The sequence below is a fragment of the Streptomyces shenzhenensis genome, from assembly GCF_021462265.1.
GTDB lineage: Bacteria > Actinomycetota > Actinomycetes > Streptomycetales > Streptomycetaceae > Streptomyces > Streptomyces shenzhenensis.
Genome location: NZ_JAJONF010000047.1, coordinates 34,976 through 53,549 on the forward strand (window position 1 = coordinate 34,976; position 18,574 = coordinate 53,549).

Genomic DNA, 18,574 nt, shown 5'->3' on the forward strand with positions numbered 1-18,574 from the left:
GGCCGTACAGGGACTTGTATCCCGTCCCAGCGCACAGCAGTGACCCGGACCACTCTGCCGGTCCGGGTCCGCGGATCGTCCTGATCCGTTCCTTTCGCCCGCAGCACAGTGAGGTGCAGGAAAGATGGACCGTTCTTCCCACTCCCGTTCGCGCCGGCTGGCCCCGATCGTGGCCGTCGCCGCGGCGGCAGCCCTGACCCTCGCCGGCTGCTCCAGCAGCTCCGGGGGGAAGAAGTCCGAAGAGGGAGGAGCGGCAGCCTCGGCGGGCAAGGCGTCCACCCCCCGCATGACGGTCGCGCTGGTCACCCACCAGTCGCCGGGCGACACCTTCTGGGACATCGTCCGCAAGGGCGCCCAGGCCGCCGCCGACAAGGACAACATCAAGCTCGTCTACTCCGCCGACCCGAACGCGGGCAACCAGGCCAACCTGGTGCAGAACGCGATCGACCAGAAGGTCGACGGGATCGCCGTCACCCTCGCCAAGCCGGACGCCATGAAGGACGTCGTCGGCAAGGCCGACGCCGCGAAGATCCCGATCGTCGGCCTCAACTCCGGTCTGAGCGACTGGAAGAAGCTCGGTCTGCTGGAGTTCTTCGGCCAGGACGAGACGGTCGCGGGCGAGGCGCTCGGCAACCGGCTGAACTCCGAGGGCGCGAAGAAGGTCGTCTGTGTCATCCAGGAGCAGGGCAACGTCGGTCTCACCCAGCGCTGCGACGGAGTGAAGAAGACGTTCTCGGGGACGACGGAGACCCTGTACGTCGACGGCACGTCCCCGACCGCGGTCAAGTCGACGATCACCGCCAAGCTCACGCAGGACAAGGCCATCGACCACGTGGTCACGCTCGGCGCCCCGATCGCGCTGATCGCCGGCCAGTCGGTGTCCGACGCGGGCAGCAAGGCGAAGGTCGCCACCTTCGACCTCAACAAGGACCTGACCACCGCGATCAGCAAGGGGACCATCGAGTTCGCCGTGGACCAGCAGCCCTACCTCCAGGGCTACCTGGCGATCGACTCGCTGTGGCTCTACAAGAACAACGGCAACTACATGGGCGGAGGCGAGCAGCCGGTCCTGACCGGCCCGGCCTTCGTCGACAAGTCCAACGTCGACAAGGTCGCCGCGTTCGCCGCGAAGGGCACCCGGTGATCGGTATGAGTCAGCAGGCACAGCCGGCGGTGGCGACACCGCCGGCCCCTGGCCCGAAGGAGAAGGACGGCCGGACCGCACAGCGCCCCCTGGCGCTGCGGATCCTGGCCCGTCCGGACGTCGGCGTCTTCCTGGGCGCCGTCGCGGTCTACGTCTTCTTCCTGGTCGCCGCGCCGCCGGTGCGCGAGGCCGGCTCGATGGCGAACATCCTCTACCAGTCGTCGACCATCGGCATCATGGCCCTGCCGGTCGCGCTGCTGATGATCGGCGGGGAGTTCGACCTCTCCGCCGGTGTCGCGGTCATCACCTCGGCGCTCACCGCGGCCATGCTCAGCTACCAGCTGACCCTCAACGTGTGGGCGGGCGTGATCGTCGCGCTCGTCGTGTCGCTGGCCATCGGATTCCTCAACGGCTGGCTGGTGGTCAGGACCGGACTGCCCAGCTTCCTCATCACCCTGGGCAGCTTCCTGATCCTCCAGGGCGTGAACCTCGCCGTGACCAAGCTGGTCACCGGCAACGTCGCCACCGACGACATCAGCAACATGGACGGCTTCGACCAGGCCAAGGCCGTCTTCGCCTCCTCCTTCGACATCGGGGGCGTCCAGGTCAAGATCACCATCTTCTGGTGGCTGTTCTTCGCCGCCATCGCCACCTGGGTGCTGCTGCGCACCAGGTACGGCAACTGGACCTTCGCGGTCGGCGGCAACAAGGACAGTGCCCGCGCGGTCGGCGTCCCGGTGAACTTCACCAAGATCTCGCTGTTCATGCTGGTCGGCTTCGGCGCCTGGTTCGTCGGCATGCACCAGCTGTTCTCCTTCAACACCGTGCAGTCCGGCGAGGGCGTGGGCCAGGAGCTGATCTACATCTCCGCCGCGGTCATCGGCGGCTGCCTCCTGACCGGTGGCGCCGGCAGCGCGATCGGGCCGGTCTTCGGCGCCTTCATGTTCGGCATGGTCCAGCAGGGCATCGTCTACGCGGGCTGGAACCCCGACTGGTTCAAGGCCTTCCTCGGCGTCATGCTCCTCGGCGCCGTGATGATCAACCTGTGGGTCCAGCGGACCGCGACCAGGAGGTGACCCGATGACAGACAACCGAACCGGAACCCACGGCGCCGTCCTCCAGGACGACGCGTCCACCGACGGCGCCCCGATCGTCGAACTGCGCGGCGCGGGCAAGTCGTACGGCAACATCCGCGCCCTGCACGGGGTCGACCTCAAGGTCTTCCCCGACCAGGTGACCTGCGTGCTCGGCGACAACGGCGCCGGCAAGTCCACCCTCATCAAGATCATCTCGGGGTTGCACCAGCACACCGAGGGCGACTTCCTCGTCGACGGCGCCCCGGTGCGGTTCAGCACTCCGCGTGAGGCGTTGGACAAGGGCATCGCGACCGTCTACCAGGACCTGGCGACCGTCCCGCTGATGCCGGTGTGGCGGAACTTCTTCCTCGGCTCCGAGATGACCAAGGGTCCCTGGCCCGTGCGCCGGCTCGACATCGCGAGGATGAAGGAGACCGCCGACCGCGAACTGCGCAACATGGGCATCGTCCTGGACGACCTGGACCAGCCCATCGGCACCCTCTCCGGCGGGCAGCGCCAGTGCGTGGCCATCGCCCGCGCCGTCTACTTCGGCGCCCGCGTGCTCATCCTGGACGAGCCGACCGCCGCCCTCGGCGTCAAGCAGTCCGGAGTGGTCCTGAAGTACATCGCCGCCGCCCGCGAACGCGGCCTCGGCGTCATCTTCATCACCCACAACCCCCACCACGCGTACATGGTCGGCGACCACTTCAGCGTCCTGCGCCTCGGCACCCTGGAGCTCTCCGCCGAACGCAGCGACATCACCCTGGAGGAACTCACCAACCACATGGCCGGCGGCGCCGAACTCGCGGCCCTCAAGCACGAGCTGTCCCAGGTCCGTGGTGTCGACACCGAGGAGCTTCCCGGGGAGGAAGACCTCACCGCACCCGTCGCGACCGGCCCGGAAGGGAAGTCCTGACACCCATGACCCGCGCCCTCGACCGCATCCGGGTGGGCTCGGCCCCCGACTCCTGGGGCGTCTGGTTCCCGGACGACCCCCGGCAGGTCCCCTGGGAACGCTTCCTCGACGAGGTCGCCGAGGCCGGCTACTCCTGGATCGAACTCGGCCCCTACGGCTACCTCCCCACCGACCCGGCCCGCCTCGCCGACGAGATCGCGAGGCGGCACCTGTCGGTCTCGGCGGGCACGGTCTTCACGGGTCTGCACCGCGGCCCCGCCGTCTGGGAGCCGACCTGGGAGCACGTCAGCCAGGTCGCCGCGCTCACCCAGGCGACGGGCGCTCGGCACCTGGTGGTCATCCCCTCCTTCTGGCGGGACGACAGGACCGCCGAGATCCTGGAGCCGCCGGAGCTGACCGGCGAGCAGTGGGCCCACCTGACCAAGGGCATGGAACGGCTCGGCCACGAGGTGAAGGAGGCGTACGGCCTGGACCTCGTCGTCCATCCGCACGCCGACACCCACATCGACACCGAGGAGCACGTCGAGCACTTCCTCGACTCGACCGACACGGACCTGGTCAACCTCTGCCTGGACACCGGTCACTACGCCTACTGCGGCGGCGACAGCGTCAAGCTGATCGAGACCTACGGCGAGCGGATCGGCTACCTCCACCTCAAACAGGTGGACCCGGCGGTCCTGGCCGACGTCCAGGCCAAGGGCACCCCGTTCGGACCGGCCGTGGCCCAGGGCGTGATGTGCGAACCGCCGGCGGGCGTACCGGAGCTGGAGCCGGTGCTGGCGGCGGCGCAGAGGCTGGGCGTGGACCTGTTCGCGATCGTCGAGCAGGACATGTATCCCTGCGAGCCGGACAAGCCGCTGCCCATCGCGGTGCGCACCCGGAAGTTCCTGCGGTCCTGCGGCGCCTGACAGCCGCATCCCGGGTACCGGGCGGAGAGATCCGCGCGGTACCGCGCGCCCCGGCGGGTTCGGGAACACCCGCCGGGGCGCGCGCGTTCTGCGGGTGACGAGGTGTGTGCCCGCTGGACGGGGAGGACGAGCATGAGCCACGACGTGACCACGGCCGAGGCCGTGACGCGCAAGGAGCGCTTCGGCGCGCTGCCCGAGCGGATACGCCTGGAGGACATGGTGGAGACCAGGCAGGCGATACCGCACGACCCGGACCGGGACGCCTACGACCCGGACGAGGTCGCGGTGCGTTACGGCCTCTGAGCCGCCACCGGGAGGCGGACCGAGCCGGACGAGCGGGTGCTCGTCCGGCTCGGCGCCCGCGGCGGACGGACCGGGCCCGGCGTCCGGTGGCGGACCGGCCGGGTCCGCCGCGCGCCGGGGCGAGGGCGCGCTCCCGGGAGGATCGTGGACGGACCGCGGGGCGCCTCCCGGACATGGCGGCGGGGCGGGCCGGGGGCCGCGTGCCCGGCCCCTGTGCCCGCCCCGCCGCCGTGCGCGGTGTCAGGCTCCGCGCACCTCTGCGATCGTCACCGGACGGTGCTCGTGCAGAGACAGGGTGCAGGCATCGGCGATCCAGCCGGCCTCCAGGGCGTCCTCGATCGTGCAGGGGGAGGGCCGGGTACCGGCCACGACCTCGGTGAACGCGGTGAGTTCGGCGCGGTAGGCCGCCGTGAACCGGTCCATGAAGAAGTCGTGCGGGGGGCCCGCCGGGAAGGTCACGCCGGGCTCGACCGAGCGCAGCGGAAGCTTGTCCTCCAGGCCGACGGCGATGGAGTCCGCGAAGCCGTGCAGCTCCATCCGGACGTCGTAACCCCGGGCGTTGTGCCGGGAGTTGGAGACCACCGCGAGGGTGCCGTCGTCCAGGGTGAGGATCGCGCCGGTGGTGTCGGCGTCGCCGGCCTCCCGGATGTAGTCGGCGCCCCGGTTGCCGCCGGCCGCGTACACCTCGGTGACCTCACGGCCGGTCACCCAGCGGATGATGTCGAAGTCGTGCACCGAGCAGTCCCGGAAGATCCCGCCGGACGCGGCGATGTACGCGGCCGGCGGCGGGGCCGGGTCCAGCGTGGTGGAGCGCACCGTGTGCAGCTTGCCCAGCTCGCCCGACCGGACGGCGGCCCGGGCGGCGACGAAGCCCGCGTCGAAGCGGCGGTTGTAGCCGATCTGGATCGGCACGCCGCTGTCCCGCACGGCCTTGAGGACCTCGACGCCCTCGGTCATCGTCCTGGCGACCGGCTTCTCGCAGAAGACCGGGACACCGGCCTCGACACCGGCCAGGATCAGCGCCGGGTGGGCGTCGGTGGCGGCGGCCACCACGATGCCGTCCACGCCTGCGGCCAGCAGCGCCTGGGGCGAGTCCACGACCTCGGCACCGAACTTCTCGGCGGCGGACTTGGCCGCGTCCGCGAACGGATCGGTGAAGACGAGCGACTCGACGGCATCGAGCCCGAAGAGGGTCTCGGCGTGAAAGGCGCCGATACGGCCGAGGCCGAGGATTCCGATACGCATGGGTGTAACTCCTTGATGTGTAACGCGCCCCGAAGGGCGCGAGGAACTGCGCGAGCAGCCACGACGAAGCCGCGGACGGCCTACGGCCCGTCAGCTCTCCCGCCGCGCCGCGGCCCCCCGCAGCCCGTCCCGCAGGACCCGCGGCACCCACCCCTCGCGCAGCGCCCGCCGCACGAGATCCGCCTGCGAGGGCGGCGCCATGCCGTCGACCGGCGGATCGCGGTCGAGGTTGGTGGGGAACGGGTAACCCTCGGCGCTCGCGGCGATGACGTTCTCCAGCCACGCCTCGCCCGCCCCCTCCGACCGCCGCCGGCGCAGCACCGGGTAGACCGCGTTGGTCACCGCCTCCCGGTCCACGGTCTCCATGGCCCGCCCGAACGCCGAGGACACCTGGAGCAGGTTGGCCATCCGGCGCACGTCGAAGGTCCGGTTGGTGCCCGCCGCGTGGAACACGGCCGGGTTGAAGAACACCGCGTCACCCTTGGCGAGGGGCAGCTGCACATGACGGGCCTTGAAGTACTCCTGGAACTCCGGCCGCCGCCAGGCCAGATAGCCGGGCTCGTAGGTCTGCGAGTACGGCAGGTACATCGTCGGCCCCGACTCCACCGGCATGTCGCAGTGCGCGACCGCGCCCTGGAGGGTGAGCACGGGGGAGAGCCGGTGCACATGGGCCGGGTAGGCCTCGGCCTGTTCGTCGGAGAGGAAACCGAGGTGGTAGTCGCGGTGCGCGGTCTGCGCCGCGCCGCCCGGACTGACCACGTTGATCTGCGAGGTGACCTGGTAGCCGGGGCCCAGCCAGGCCCGCGAGACCAGGGCCACGATGTCGTTGGCGTAGTAGTCGGCGAACGCCTCCGGGTCGTACAGGGCGGCCTTCTCCAGGGCGTTCCACACCCGTTCGTTGGCGCCGGGCGCGGCGAAGTGGTCGCCGGCTCCCGCGCCGGACTCGTGCTGCTCCGAGATGAGCGCCTCGAACACCGCGGTGGCCCGGTCGACCACCTGCGGGTCGGGGAAGGCGCCCTTGAGGACGACGACGCCGGGACCGTCGGCCAGGGCCCGGACCAGTTCGGTCCGCACGCCGTGGGCCGCGTCCGCGGCGCGCAGCCGCGCACTGTCGTAGACGAGGACGTTGTCCTCGACGGCCGAGGCGTGGGGGTAGCCGGCCGGGTCAGTGGTCCGCTCGACCAGGGCACGGAAGGTGTCGAGGTCGCAGTCCTGCTGCGAGAACCAGGCGCGGCCCTGTTCGGCGGCGAGGGACATCGGTGTCCTGCTTTCGGTCACGGCCGTGGTCACGGCCACGGCGGGGCTCTGCCATTCTTGTCAGCACAAACCCCTCGAACAACCAGCAGAGACCCATCAAAAACCCCTCAAGGAGGCAGCCCGTGGGCCACCCCTTCCCCATCCGTGAGATCGCCCGTCAGGCAGGGCTCAGCGAGGCCACCGTGGACCGGGTGCTGAACGGCAGGGGCGGCGTCCGGGAGAGCACCGCCCGCGAGGTGGAGCGGGCCATCGCCGATCTGGACCGGCAGCGCACCCAGGTCCGGCTGGTGGGCCGTACGTTCATGGTCGACATCGTGATGCAGGCGCCCGAGCGGTTCACCACGGCGGTGCGCGGCGCGCTGGAGGCCGAGCTGCCGGCACTGCACCCCGCGGTGGTGCGCTCCCGGTTCCACTTCCGGGAGACCGGGCCGGTGGAGGAGCTGGTGCGGACCCTGGACCGGATAGCCCGCCGCGGCTCGCAGGGCGTGATCCTGAAGGCGCCGGACGTCCCCGAGGTCACCGCCACCGTCGGGCGCCTCAGGTCGGCGGACATCCCGGTCGTCACCCTCGTCACCGACCTGCCCGCCAGCGGCCGGCTGGCCTACGTCGGCAGCGACAACCGGGCCGCCGGCGCCACCGCCGCCTACCTGATGGGCCAGTGGCTCGGCGACCGGCCCGGCAATGTCCTCACGAGCCTCAGCAGCGGGTTCTTCCGCAACGAGGAGGAGCGCGAGATGGGTTTCCGCAGCGCCATGCGGGCCAGGCATCCCGCGCGCACCCTGGTGGAGATCGCCGAGGGGCAGGGACTGGACGCCACCCAGTACGACCTGGTCCGCGCCGCCCTGGAACGGGACCCGGAGATCCGCGCCGTCTACTCCATCGGCGGCGGCAACATCGCGACCCTGCGCGCCTTCGCCGACCTCGGCCGGACATGCGCCGTGTTCATCGCCCACGACCTCGACCACGACAACACCCGGCTGCTGCGCGAGCACCGCCTGTCCGCCGTCCTCCACCACGATCTGCGCCAGGACATGCGCGAGGCCTGCCACCTGGTGATGCGGGCCCAGGGCGCGCTGCCCCCGGCGGGCCCGACCCTGCCGTCGGCGATCCAGGTGGTCACGCCGTACAACATGCCCGCGCCCCCGGCCCGCTGAGCGTGTCCACGCCGCGCCGGGCACTCACAGACTGATCGCGTACGCCTTGCGCAGCGTCTCGTGCACCGTCCAGGTCGTACGGTCGCCCGCGCGCAGTACGGCCATGTCCCCGGGGCCCACGGTGAACGTCGGGCCGCCCTCGACCTCGATCGTCGCGGAGCCGCTGACCACCACGAACAGCTCGTCGGCCTCGGTGTCGGTGACCACGCCCGGGGTGATCTGCCAGATCCCGCGGAGCTGCTTCCCGTCGGCCGACTCCCAGACCACCTTCCCGGTGACCTCGGGCGTGCCGGAGAGGACCTGCGCCGGATCGAGGGGGTCGGGTTCGAGCTCGGCGTCGGGGATGTGCAGGGCGAAGCTGTGCGTCGTCATGCGGCGACCCTAGCGAGCCGGCCGGTGCCCCGGCCGTGGACAGGGTGTGGGGCATCCGGCCGGCCGGGAGGACACTTCGTCGGGCCGGGTCCGGTGGCGGCCGGGCCCGGCCCGGGTGATCATGGCGGACATGGCGGACATGGCGGACATGGCTGACTCCACGACGGCCGGGTCGCAGCCGCGCGCGCACGACACCCGCGAGGCCATTCTGTTCGGCGGGGTCTACGGTGCCGTCCTGGCCTGCTCGATGGTGGCCGCGCTCAGCCAGTACGGCCACACCTCCCAGGCCAGCCGCCGCTACGACGCCCTCTGGCTCCTGGTCACCGCCTGCGCCTCCGCCCTGGCGCACGGCTACGCCCACTACATCGCCGAGCGGGCCCCGCACCGGCGCTGGGACGCGCTGCACACCCTGGCCCACGAATGGCCGCTGGTCACGGCCGTCCTGCCCACGGTCTTCCTGCTCGCGGGCGCCGGCTGGGGCTGGTGGCCGCCCAAGGGCGTCGAATACCCGGCCTTCACCCTGAACATGATGATCCTCTTCGGCCTCGGCCTCGTCACCGCCCGCCGGTCGCGGCGGAGTTGGCCGGCCGCCGTACTGATCGGCATCGTCGACGCGCTGCTCGGGGTGATCGTGGTGGTGGCCAACGCACTCATCAAGTAGCGGTGCTGCGCGGACGCGGTGTGTCGCCGAGGTGCGGGCTGCGGTGCGGCCGCGGTGCGTGGCTGCGGTTCATTGAACGGTGAACGGTTTACGATCATTCAAGGGCACTGTTCCCGCGCGCGAGGAGCCGGCATGACCACCGAGGACGCAGTCACCGCAGCGGCCGTCGACAGCCTGCGGGGGACCGGCGGTCCCCGGCTGCGCGACCCGCTCGCCGCGCTGATCCGTCATCGGCGCGTCGTCCCCCGCGAGACCCGGCCTTCCCGGCGCGAGCGGGCGGCGGCGGTCGCCCTCCGCACCCGGACCGGGCAGACCCGCACCGACACCCGGCAGGAGTTCGTCCTGCTCTCCGGCGGCTCGGTGGGCGCCCCGCTGAAGGGCACCGGACGGCACGCCTGCCGCCCCGGCGGCGCCCGCCCGGACTCCGGCGCGGTGTTCGCGGTCAGGGCGAGCCTGGTCAAGGAGAGCCCGGTCAAGGACTTCACCCCGACCGACGACCCGGCCCCGGCCGGGGAGCACGGCGTGCCGGAACCGTTCCCGCACGCCCGCTTCGACCTGGTCCTGGAGCGCTCATGAACCCCTTCGACTTCGTGTACGAGACCAGGCCCGCCCGGGTGGTCTTCCGGCCCGGCGCCGCGCTCACCGCACCCGCCGAGGAGGCCCGGCACCTCGGGCTGCGGCGGCTGCTGGTGGTCAGCGGCGAGCGGGGCGCGGACACCGCGCGGGCGGTCGCCGACTCGCTCGGCCCGGCCTGCGCCGGCCTGCACACCGGGGCCCGGATGCACGTCCCCGTGGAAGTGGCCGACCGGGGCGTCCAGGCGGCCCGGGCCGCGGGCGCCGACGGCTGCGTGGCCGTCGGCGGCGGCTCGGCCATCGGCCTCGGCAAGGCCATCGCCCTGCGCACCGGCCTCTCGCTGATCGCCGTGCCCTCGACCTACGCCGGCTCCGAGATGACCCCGGTGTGGGGCCTGACCGAACACGGCGTCAAACGCACCGGCCGTGACCCCGTCGTCCTGCCGCGCAGCGTCGTCTACGACCCCGAACTCACCCTCTCCCTGCCCGTCCCGCTCTCGGTGACCAGCGGGATCAACGCCCTCGCCCACGCCGTCGAGGCGCTGTACGCCCCCGACGGCTCGCCGCTGGTCGCGCTGATGGCCGAGGAGGGCGTGCGGGCGCTGGCGGGCGCGCTGCCGGAGATCGCCGTCGCTCCGGAGGCCCTACCGGCCCGCTCCCGCGCCCTGTACGGCGCCTGGCTGTGCGGGGCCTGCCTGGGCGCCACCACCATGGGCCTGCACCACAAGCTGTGCCATGTCCTCGGCGGCACCTTCGGTCTCCCGCACGCCGAGACCCACACGGTCGTCCTGCCGTACGCCCTCGCCTTCAACGCGCCTGCCGCCCCGGAGGCGGCCGCCGCCGTGGCCCGGGCCCTGGACGCGGACGACGCCCCGGCCGCCCTCCAGGAACTGGCGGGCCGCCTGGGCGCACCCCGCTCCCTCGCCGAACTCGGCCTGAAACAAACAGACTTGGCGGCCGCCGCCGGCCAGATCGCAGGTCAGCCGTACGCCAACCCACGCCCGGTCACGACCGACGACGCACTGACCGTACTGCGGGCGGCGTACGAGGGCAGCCCCGTCCGAACCTGACCGGCGGCGGGCGGTGACCACCAGCCCTTTCGCCACGTCGCCCGAGGCCTGCTCGGCCACCCTGCGCGAGGTGCGTTCACCTGGCTCGCGGGGGACACGCGCCGCCGGAAGGGCCGCATCGCCCGGGCCAGGGCGAGAGGGCCGCCGCGGCGGGCTGGTGAACGCGCACCGACGTGGAGCCGGCACCGGCGACGGCCCGGCCCGCGACCGCCGCCGGTGCTCAACGGCGGAAATGCGCCGAACCGGCCCGGAATGCGGCCCAGTTGGCAGTGCCGAAGACACCCCGGGGCTGCCGGTGCCGACTGCCCGGAGCGGCACGTCGGTACAGGTCACACGGCATGTCCTGGATCACCGAGACGCCCGCGGGCGGTCTCGTGTCCCTGGACCCGGCTTCAGCCGCCGAGCACAAATTCCACACATCCTCTCTTCAGGCGGGCTTCGATGGTCTAGATTGACCTTGCTTCGCATGCTGGGACACGGAGCGACAAATGATGATCTATGAGTCCGGCGGCAAGGGCGGCCAGCAGCCGCTTCTCTGACGCAGGACGTGGGGGCGGTGATCGACTCCGGGGCCCGAGAGGGGCCTTGGGTGCGGGGAGCACCCGAGGTTCGGCGGGTACCCGCAATCTCGTGTCCCTTGCAGGGCACGCAAGTCCGCTGCGACAAGGGCGGATTGATCAGGTAGCGCTGAAGGGTCGCCATCCGCGGGGGCGGGGGCCGCCCGCGGGAGGAACAGCGCGGCGCGGGGAGCCGGGGGGCTTTCCGGGAGACGGCGTCTCCTGGGGGAGGAACGGCGTAAAGCACCACGTCGAACCACTGAGACCGGGGGGTTTCTGTGCGGCAGGGGGGACTAGTCGGCCCTTTTCCGCCGGCGCGCGGGCGTCTGGCGGACGAGGAGGTCAGCAGGCCGGCGATCGAGTGGGAACAGCGGTACCGCCGTACCGTGATCATCGGAGACACCGCGGCCACCGCCTTCGTGGTGGCGGGGATAGGCGAGTTCTTCGGGGCCCGGGACGCGGCCAACTGGCATGAGAAATGGGGGATTCTCGCGTTCGGCACCGAGTTGCTGGTGCTGTCGGCGCTTGCGGTGGGCCGGTCGTGGAGCCCGGCCGTGCTCGGCCAGGGCGCCGAGGAATTCCGCCGGCTCGGACGCTCACTGTTCGCCGCGACCGTCGTACTGGCGCTCGGCGGGATCGCCCTCACCTCGCGCAACATCAAGCTCTGGATCTTCGTGGCGATCCCCGCGATCGGGCTCGTCATCATGTTCGCGCGGTATCTGCTCCGCCTCTCTTTGCACAGCCGGCGGAAGGAAGGGCGGTGCCTGAGACCGGTGCTCGCCGCCGGAAGCCCCGCCACCGTGCGCGACCTGATCACCCGGACCCGCAAGTTCCCGCACATCGGCTGGCGGGTGGAGGCGGTGTGCACGCCGGACGGTCGCGGGCTCGACGGTGACGAACTGGACGGGGTGCCGGTCGTCGGCCGCCTGACGGACGTCGCCAAGCACGTCCGCCACGACGGCTACCGGGTCGTCGCGGTCACACCGGACCCGTACTGGACGCCGGACCGGCTCCAGCGGCTGGCCTGGAACCTTGAGGGCAGCGACGCCGAGATGGTCGTGGCCCCGGTCCTGATGGAGGTGGCCGGCCCCCGGCTGCACGTCGACGCGGTGCTCGGGATCCCGCTGCTGCGGGTCAGCCTGCCGACCTTCACCGGGGGCCGCCGGGCGATCAAGGCGGTCGTCGACCGGGTGGGCGCGGCGGTCCTGCTGATGCTGTTCGCGCCGCTGATGGCGGGTGTCGCGCTGCTCGTGCTGGCGGACAGCCCCGGCGGGGCCTTCTACCGGCAGCGCAGGGTCGGCAAGGACGGCCGGGAGTTCACGATTCTCAAGTTCCGCACCATGGTCGTCGGGGCCCACCGGGCGCGTGCCGAACTCGCCGACCGCGACGAGGGCGCGGGGCTGCTGTTCAAGGTCCGCAGGGATCCGCGGGTGACCCGGGTCGGAGCGGTGCTGCGCCGGTACTCGATCGACGAACTCCCGCAGCTCTTCAACGTGCTCACCGGAGCGATGTCGCTCGTCGGCCCGCGGCCCCCGCTGCCGGAGGAGTGCGCCGCGTACGACCCGGACATCCGGCGGCGGCTGCTGGTCAAGCCCGGGCTCACCGGCCTGTGGCAGATCAGCGGACGCAGCGACCTGCCGTGGGAGGAGGCGGTCCGCCTCGACCTGCGGTACGTGGAGGACTGGTCGCTCGCCCTCGACACAGTGATCTTGTGGAAGACGATGCGCGCGGTACTCCACGGGCAGGGGGCCTACTGATGCGCGGGGGGCTGCGACCCAACGGTCCCGTCGACGCGCGGAGCGCAGGCCACAAGGGCCTGCCTGGGGGGAGGGACGGGTCATGAGAGTCAGCGTTTTCGGGCTCGGCTACGTGGGCTGCGTATCAGCCGCGTGCCTGGCCAGCATGGGCCACGAGGTCATCGGGGTGGACGTGAACCAGGTGAAGGTGGACCTGGTCAACGACGGCAAGGCCCCGGTGGTGGAGGAACGGATCGGCGGGCTCCTCGCCGAGGTCGTGCGGACCGGAGCCCTGCGGGCCACCGGCGACGTCCGCGAAGCGATCACGGGCAGCGAGGTGTCGCTGGTCTGCGTCGGCACGCCGTCGGAGCCCAACGGCAGCCTGTGCACCACGTACTTGGAGCGGGTCACCGAGCAGATCGGCGCCGCGCTGGCCGAGCGGGGCGGGCGGCAGACCATCGTGTTCCGCAGCACCATGCTCCCGGGCACCTGCCTGAACCTGCTGGTACCGATCCTGGAGAAGCACGTCGGTGGCACGGCCGGGGTGGACTTCGGGGTCGCGGTCAACCCGGAGTTCCTGCGCGAGGGCACGAGCGTGCGGGACTTCTTCGACCCGCCCAAGACCGTCATCGGCGAGCTCGACCCGGCCAGCGGTGACGCGGTGGCGGCGCTGTACGAGGGCCTGTCCGGCGAGGTGTTCCGGGTGCCGGTCCCGACGGCCGAGGCGATCAAGTACGCGGACAACGCGTTCCACGGGCTCAAGATCGGCTTCGCGAACGAGCTGGGCGCGGTGTGCCAGGCGCTCGGGGTGGACTCGCACCAGGTGATGGACGTGTTCCTGGCCGACCGCAAGCTGAACATCAGCCCCGCCTACCTGCGCCCCGGCTTCGCCTTCGGCGGCTCCTGCCTGCCCAAGGACCTGCGCAGCCTGGTCCACGCGGCACAGCGGGCCGACGTCTCGGTACCCATCCTCGCCCACGTGCTGACCTCCAACTCCGACCATCTGCAGCGCGCGGTGGACCTGGTCGAGCGCACCGGCAAGCGCCGGGTGGGGTTGTTCGGGCTGTCCTTCAAACCCGGCACCGACGACCTCCGCGAGAGCCCGCTGGTCGAGCTGGCGGAGAGGCTTTTCGGCAAGGGGTACGACCTGCGGATCTACGACGCCAACGTGAGCCTCTCCCGGCTGATCGGCGCGAACCGCGAGTACATCGAGACCCGGCTGCCGCACCTCGCGCAGCTGCTCGCGGACTCCGTCGACGAGGTGCTCGACCACTCCGAGGTGTGCCTGGTCGGGACCAGGGACGCGGCGGTGCTGTCGGCGCTGCCGCACGGCGGAGCACCGGTGATCGTCGACCTCGTCCGCCTTCCCGACGCCGAGACGCGCCGGACCGAACCGGGGTACATGGGCCTTGCTTGGTGACGCAACCAGCCGCGACGGGTCGAACCGGCGCGCGCTGATCATGGTGGAGAACCTGTCGGTGCCGTTCGACCGGCGGGTGTGGCAGGAGTGCACGACGTTGCGCGACGCGGGCTGGACGGTGCACGTCATCTGTCCGCAGGGGACCAAGCGCGACACCGAGCCGGAGGCGGAGATCGACGGGGTGCGGATCCACCGCTACCCGTTGCGCGCGGCCACCGGAGGCCCGGCGGGCTACCTCAAGGAGTACGGAGCGGCGCTGTGGCACACGGCCCGGCTGGCCCGCAGGGTCGGCCCGGTCGACGTGGTGCACGCGTGCAACCCGCCCGACCTGCTGTTCCTGCCGGCCCTGTGGCTCAAGCGCCGCGGCGCACGGTTCGTCTTCGACCAGCACGACCTGGTACCCGAGCTGTACCTCTCCCGGTTCGGCCGCGGTGAGGACCTGCTCTACCGCGCCGTGTGCGCACTGGAACGGCGGACCTACCGGGCCGCGGACGTCGTCCTCGCCACGAACGAGAGCTACCGGGACGTCGCGGTGCGCCGTGGCGGCCGGCGGCCGGAGGACGTCTTCGTGGTGCGCAGCGCGCCCGCGATCGACCGCTTCCAACCGGTCCCGCCCGAGCCGGAGTTGAAGCGCGGCAAGCCTCATCTGCTGTGCTACCTGGGCGTCATGGGCCCGCAGGACGGCGTCGACTACGCGTTGCGGGCCCTCGCGAAGCTCCGCGACGACGTCGGGCGGACCGACTGGCACGCGGTGTTCGTCGGCTCCGGCGACGCCTTCGACGCCATGGTGGAGCTGGCCGGGCGGCTCGGTCTCTCCGATCAGGTGCAGTTCACCGGGCGTATTCCGGACGCCGACCTGGTGCGCTACCTGTCCACCGCGGACGTCTGCCTTTCCCCCGACCCGCGCAATCCGCTCAACGACGTGTCGACCATGAACAAGGTCCTCGAGTACATGGCGATGGGGCGGCCGATCGTCTCCTTCGACCTGAAGGAGGCGCGCGTCTCCGCCGGCGAGGCCGCCGTCTACGCGCCCGCCAACGACGAGGCCGAGTTCGCCGGACTCGTCGCGCTGCTCCTCGACGATCCGGACCAGCGGGCCAGGATGGGCAAGATCGGCCAGGAGCGGGTCAGCGGGCCGCTCTCCTGGCGGAACTCGCAGGCATCGCTGCTCGCCGCCTACGCCGCCGCCTGCCGTGACCACACACCGGTGCCGGCGGCCGATCCGGTACGGACAGGGAAGAGGCAGCGCAGTTGAGCGAGGACACGATACGTCTGGTCACCATCGGGCGGATATTCCGTCGGCGCTGGCGGTTTCTCGCCGTCCTCGCCGTCGTGGGCGCGCTCGTCGGCTACGGCGCCTCGGTGGTGTTTCCGCCGCGGTACACGACGTCGGCGTCGGTCCTGCTGCCGGGGCAGTGGGAAGAGCGCGAGCTGCTGACCCAGGTCGACATAGCGACCAGCTCGACCGTGGTCGACCGCGCGGCGGCCACGCTCGGCTGGCGGGACGTCAGCGCAGCCGACCTGCGGGATCAGGTGACCGCCTCGGCCGCCGACGGGAACATCATCAAGATCTCCGGTACCGCCGACACCCCGAAGCGGGCGCAGCAGCTCTCCGACCAGGTGGCCGCGCAGTTCGTCAGGTTCGCCGCGCGGGTCGTGGGCGGCGCCACCGACTCCACGGCGGCCACGGAGGCCCAGGCGCTGCGCAAGCAGGTCGAGGAGACCAACCGCCGCATCACCGATCTGGCCGACGCGGCCGATCCGGGGCAGACCGTGGAGGGCGTGCAGGCCCGGACCGAGCTGGAGAAGCTCAGCACCTCGCTGGAGGAGGCCATGACGAAGCTGGACGAGGCCAATCCGGCGACCAACAAGGCCGGCATGGTCGTCATGGGACCGGCGGCCCGGCCGACCGGAGAGGCGCCGCCGACGCGGACGCAGTTCATCGGCGCGGGAGCGCTGCTGTTCTTCCTGCTCGCGGTCATCGGCCACCTCGCCGCCGCCCGGATGAACCGCCGGCTGCGCACCGAACCGGAGATCGCCGCGGCGCTGGGCTCGGCGCTGCTGGGCACCGTCGACGTGCCGGCCGGACGGCGCGGCGCGCACCAGCCGGAGGACGGCGGCCCACGGGGATGGATCCGCCGGCTCCTCGGCCTCCACCCCCGGTGGGACCTGCCGGCCCCGCGGCGGTCCGACGACGAGGCCGGCCGGCGGATCCGCTGCCGGCGGGTGTGCGCTCGGCTCCGCGACCAACTCGCCGCCCCCGCACGGCTGCTGGTGGTCGTACCGGACGGCGACCGGATCGCCCGCCGGGCCGCCGGACAGCTCGCCGCCGAGGCCGGGAACGATCCGCAGCTGCGGGTGGTGGAGGTCTCGGCGGACCGGCCGACCGTGCCCGACCGCGACACCGAAGCCGGCGCCCTGGTCGTCCTCAGCGCGGGCAGCTGGACCGCGGAGGAACTCGCCGGCATCGCCGAGGCGTGCGCGGACGCCCGGCACAAGGTTCTCGGCGTCGTCCTCGCCGATCCGGTCCGCGCCCGTGAGACGCGCTCCGCCGGCCACCCGCCGGACGACGCCACTCTCGCACTCGCGGTTCGCGGCCATGCCACGGGAGGTCCGGCGTGACGACAAGCACGACCGCGGAGTCGTCGGCGTCGTCGGCCGCCGCTCCGCTTCTCGACCTGCAGGCCCTGGTGGTGGCGGTGCGCAGGCGCCGCCGCCTCTGGGGTGCCCTGGCGCTCCTCGGCCTGCTGGCCGGCGCCGCGCTGGCGGTCCTGATGCCGCCGTCGCCGACCGCCGTGACCGAAGTACTGGTCGCGCACGAAGCGGACCAGCCGAACGACACCGGAACGCTGATCCGCACCGACGTCCAGCTGCTGCAGACCACGCAGATCGCCGACAAGGCCCTGCGGGCCCTGAGGTCCACGGACAAACCCGAGGACTTCATGCAGGACTACCGGGGAACCGGCCTGACCAACAACCTGCTGCAGATCACGGTGACGGGCGACACCGACGCCCAGGCGGTGGCCCGCGCCAGGGCGCTGGCCGACGCGTTCGTCGCGGACCATGTGCAGCGGATGCAGAAGACCGCGCAGGCCGAGGCCCAGGCCCTGCTCGACCAGCGCGACCGCATGCGGGACGAACTCGCCCAGGTCAACAAGGAGATCGGAAACCAGTCGGCGGACAGCAACCCGAAGGCGTCCGCGTCCCTCGAGTCGCTCTTCGCCCGCCGCGCCGAACTCAACTCCCGCATCTCCGACTTCGACCAGCGCGCCGCGGACGCGCGGACCGGCGCACCCCAGGTCGTCGCCGGCACGCAGATCGTGGACACCCCGCACGCGCTGCGGCACTCCCTGCCCAAGGCCGTCGCCACCGACGCCGCGATCGGCCTCGTCCTCGGCCTCGTCCTCGGGCTCGCGCTGGCCGCGGTCGGCACGGTGGTGGCGGACCGCCCCGTGCTGCGCCGTGACATCGCGGCGAACCTGGGCGCCTCGGTCGTCGCGGAGCTGCCCCGCCGGACCGGCAGGCCGTGGCAGCGCCGACGCACCCGGCTGACCCGGGAACGGCTCACCGCGACCCTGGCCCGCACCACGCGCGACTCCGCGGAACCGGTGTCGCTGCTGGAACTGGGCTGTGCGCGCAGCACCAGCGTGATCGCCCTGGACCTGGCCAGGGCCATGGCGGCGGAGGGGCCGGTGACCGTCGTCGACGGCCTGCCCGGCACGCAGTCGGCGAGCCGTCGCCGGAGACCGGGAGACCCGGCCGTGGTCGGTGCCGAGCGTGCCGCGACCGTGCCGCCCCAGGATCGGCGGATCGGCGTCGGCTCGGTGGCGCCCGGAACAGCGTGGACCGACCTCCCGTACCTCGGCACCCGGACCGTGCTGGTGGTGCGTGCCGGACACGGCAGCGCCGCGTGGCTGCACACCGTGGCACGGCAGCTCGCGGACCAGCGCATCGCGGTGATCGGCGTGGTGCTGATCGACCCCGATCCGCGTGACCGGACCGACGGCACCCTGTGGGACGGGGCGCACACCGCGCCGCGCGGCCTGAGCGAGCGGCCGGCCCGGCAGCCGGGTGGGGGTACCTCCCACGCCGTTCAGGCAGTGGGGGAGGGCCGGCGGCGGCCGGAGCGAAAGCCGGTGTGGGCTGCCCGGGGCCCGGAAAACGACCAGGAGGCGCGGTAGG

Annotated in this window: 17 protein-coding genes; 14 read left to right on the forward strand and 3 right to left on the reverse strand. The window is 72.2% G+C overall.

All coding sequences use genetic code 11. The features are described 5' to 3' along the window. The first annotated feature begins 124 nt into the window (after positions 1-124). The 5 genes from LQ326_RS38425 to LQ326_RS38445 all read left to right on the forward strand — a co-directional run bounded on the left by LQ326_RS38425 (position 125) and on the right by LQ326_RS38445 (position 4,347). Positions 125-1,144: a sugar ABC transporter substrate-binding protein gene (locus tag LQ326_RS38425; protein ID WP_234543711.1), complete on the forward strand. Its 1,020-nt coding sequence runs from the start codon at positions 125-127 to the stop codon at positions 1,142-1,144. A gap of 5 nt (positions 1,145-1,149) precedes the next feature. Continuing rightward, positions 1,150-2,220: an ABC transporter permease gene (locus LQ326_RS38430; RefSeq protein ID WP_268208110.1), complete on the forward strand. Its 1,071-nt coding sequence runs from the start codon at positions 1,150-1,152 to the stop codon at positions 2,218-2,220. A gap of 4 nt (positions 2,221-2,224) precedes the next feature. Continuing rightward, on the forward strand, positions 2,225-3,136 hold the full coding sequence (locus LQ326_RS38435) for an ATP-binding cassette domain-containing protein (RefSeq protein ID WP_234543712.1): 912 nt from the start codon (positions 2,225-2,227) through the stop codon (positions 3,134-3,136). A gap of 5 nt (positions 3,137-3,141) precedes the next feature. After that, complete coding sequence (locus tag LQ326_RS38440; protein WP_234543713.1) at positions 3,142-4,044, forward strand: sugar phosphate isomerase/epimerase family protein; 903 nt, start codon at positions 3,142-3,144, stop codon at positions 4,042-4,044. A gap of 132 nt (positions 4,045-4,176) precedes the next feature. After that, positions 4,177-4,347, forward strand: a complete 171-nt coding sequence (locus LQ326_RS38445) for a hypothetical protein (RefSeq protein ID WP_234543714.1) — start codon at positions 4,177-4,179, stop codon at positions 4,345-4,347. A gap of 240 nt (positions 4,348-4,587) precedes the next feature. On the opposite strand, the gene LQ326_RS38450 is transcribed toward LQ326_RS38445, so the two are convergent. After that, positions 4,588-5,592, reverse strand: a complete 1,005-nt coding sequence (locus LQ326_RS38450) for a Gfo/Idh/MocA family protein (protein ID WP_234543715.1) — start codon at positions 5,590-5,592, stop codon at positions 4,588-4,590. Positions 5,593-5,682: 90 nt separating this feature from the next. After that, positions 5,683-6,849, reverse strand: a complete 1,167-nt coding sequence (locus LQ326_RS38455; protein WP_234543744.1) for a phytanoyl-CoA dioxygenase family protein — start codon at positions 6,847-6,849, stop codon at positions 5,683-5,685. Positions 6,850-6,971: 122 nt separating this feature from the next. Here LQ326_RS38455 and LQ326_RS38460 point away from each other — a divergent pair, with 122 nt between their 5' ends. Further along, positions 6,972-8,003 carry a LacI family DNA-binding transcriptional regulator gene (locus LQ326_RS38460; protein ID WP_234543716.1) on the forward strand — a complete coding sequence of 344 codons (1,032 nt, stop codon included), beginning with the start codon at positions 6,972-6,974 and terminating at the stop codon, positions 8,001-8,003. 24 nt (positions 8,004-8,027) lie between these two features. On the opposite strand, the gene LQ326_RS38465 is transcribed toward LQ326_RS38460, so the two are convergent. Further along, entirely contained in the window at positions 8,028-8,375 is a 348-nt protein-coding gene (locus LQ326_RS38465) for a cupin domain-containing protein (RefSeq protein ID WP_234543717.1), read from the reverse strand. 139 nt (positions 8,376-8,514) lie between these two features. On the opposite strand from LQ326_RS38465, the gene LQ326_RS38470 reads away from it, so the two are divergent. The 8 genes from LQ326_RS38470 to LQ326_RS38505 all read left to right on the forward strand — a co-directional run bounded on the left by LQ326_RS38470 (position 8,515) and on the right by LQ326_RS38505 (position 18,573). Continuing rightward, positions 8,515-9,036: a hypothetical protein gene (locus tag LQ326_RS38470; RefSeq protein ID WP_234543745.1), complete on the forward strand. Its 522-nt coding sequence runs from the start codon at positions 8,515-8,517 to the stop codon at positions 9,034-9,036. Between the two features lie 132 nt (positions 9,037-9,168). After that, positions 9,169-9,612 carry a dioxygenase gene (locus LQ326_RS38475; RefSeq protein WP_234543718.1) on the forward strand — a complete coding sequence of 148 codons (444 nt, stop codon included), beginning with the start codon at positions 9,169-9,171 and terminating at the stop codon, positions 9,610-9,612. Continuing rightward, positions 9,609-10,679 carry a maleylacetate reductase gene (locus LQ326_RS38480; RefSeq protein ID WP_234543719.1) on the forward strand — a complete coding sequence of 357 codons (1,071 nt, stop codon included), beginning with the start codon at positions 9,609-9,611 and terminating at the stop codon, positions 10,677-10,679. The genes LQ326_RS38475 and LQ326_RS38480 overlap by 4 nt, the downstream gene beginning before the upstream one ends. Positions 10,680-11,514: 835 nt before the next feature. Then, positions 11,515-12,993, forward strand: coding sequence for a sugar transferase (locus tag LQ326_RS38485; protein WP_234543720.1), 1,479 nt, complete (start codon positions 11,515-11,517; stop codon positions 12,991-12,993). Positions 12,994-13,075: 82 nt separating this feature from the next. After that, complete coding sequence (locus LQ326_RS38490; RefSeq protein ID WP_234543721.1) at positions 13,076-14,392, forward strand: nucleotide sugar dehydrogenase; 1,317 nt, start codon at positions 13,076-13,078, stop codon at positions 14,390-14,392. After that, entirely contained in the window at positions 14,382-15,647 is a 1,266-nt protein-coding gene (locus LQ326_RS38495; protein WP_234543722.1) for a glycosyltransferase family 4 protein, read from the forward strand. Before LQ326_RS38490 ends, LQ326_RS38495 begins: the two co-directional genes overlap by 11 nt. Continuing rightward, a complete protein-coding gene (locus LQ326_RS38500; RefSeq protein ID WP_234543723.1) occupies positions 15,644-17,014 on the forward strand; it encodes a YveK family protein in 1,371 nt (456 codons plus the stop codon). Before LQ326_RS38495 ends, LQ326_RS38500 begins: the two co-directional genes overlap by 4 nt. Then, the gene (locus tag LQ326_RS38505) at positions 17,011-18,573 is read left to right on the forward strand and encodes a Wzz/FepE/Etk N-terminal domain-containing protein (protein ID WP_234543724.1); all 1,563 of its coding nucleotides are present in this window, start codon (positions 17,011-17,013) and stop codon (positions 18,571-18,573) included. The genes LQ326_RS38500 and LQ326_RS38505 overlap by 4 nt, the downstream gene beginning before the upstream one ends. Position 18,574: the final 1 nt, after the last annotated feature.

What these genes read in the sequence shown, in the direction of transcription:
- LQ326_RS38425 (WP_234543711.1), top strand. Translation starts at nt 125, where the DNA reads ATGGACCGTTCTTCCCACTCCCGTTCGCGCCGGCTGGCCCCGATCGTG.
- LQ326_RS38430 (WP_268208110.1), top strand. Translation starts at nt 1,150, where the DNA reads ATGAGTCAGCAGGCACAGCCGGCGGTGGCGACACCGCCGGCCCCTGGC.
- LQ326_RS38435 (WP_234543712.1), top strand. Translation starts at nt 2,225, where the DNA reads ATGACAGACAACCGAACCGGAACCCACGGCGCCGTCCTCCAGGACGAC.
- LQ326_RS38440 (WP_234543713.1), top strand. Translation starts at nt 3,142, where the DNA reads ATGACCCGCGCCCTCGACCGCATCCGGGTGGGCTCGGCCCCCGACTCC.
- LQ326_RS38445 (WP_234543714.1), top strand. Translation starts at nt 4,177, where the DNA reads ATGAGCCACGACGTGACCACGGCCGAGGCCGTGACGCGCAAGGAGCGC.
- LQ326_RS38450 (WP_234543715.1), bottom strand. Translation starts at nt 5,592, where the DNA reads ATGCGTATCGGAATCCTCGGCCTCGGCCGTATCGGCGCCTTTCACGCC.
- LQ326_RS38455 (WP_234543744.1), bottom strand. Translation starts at nt 6,849, where the DNA reads ATGTCCCTCGCCGCCGAACAGGGCCGCGCCTGGTTCTCGCAGCAGGAC.
- LQ326_RS38465 (WP_234543717.1), bottom strand. Translation starts at nt 8,375, where the DNA reads ATGACGACGCACAGCTTCGCCCTGCACATCCCCGACGCCGAGCTCGAA.
- LQ326_RS38470 (WP_234543745.1), top strand. Translation starts at nt 8,515, where the DNA reads ATGGCGGACATGGCTGACTCCACGACGGCCGGGTCGCAGCCGCGCGCG.
- LQ326_RS38475 (WP_234543718.1), top strand. Translation starts at nt 9,169, where the DNA reads ATGACCACCGAGGACGCAGTCACCGCAGCGGCCGTCGACAGCCTGCGG.
- LQ326_RS38480 (WP_234543719.1), top strand. Translation starts at nt 9,609, where the DNA reads ATGAACCCCTTCGACTTCGTGTACGAGACCAGGCCCGCCCGGGTGGTC.
- LQ326_RS38490 (WP_234543721.1), top strand. Translation starts at nt 13,076, where the DNA reads ATGAGAGTCAGCGTTTTCGGGCTCGGCTACGTGGGCTGCGTATCAGCC.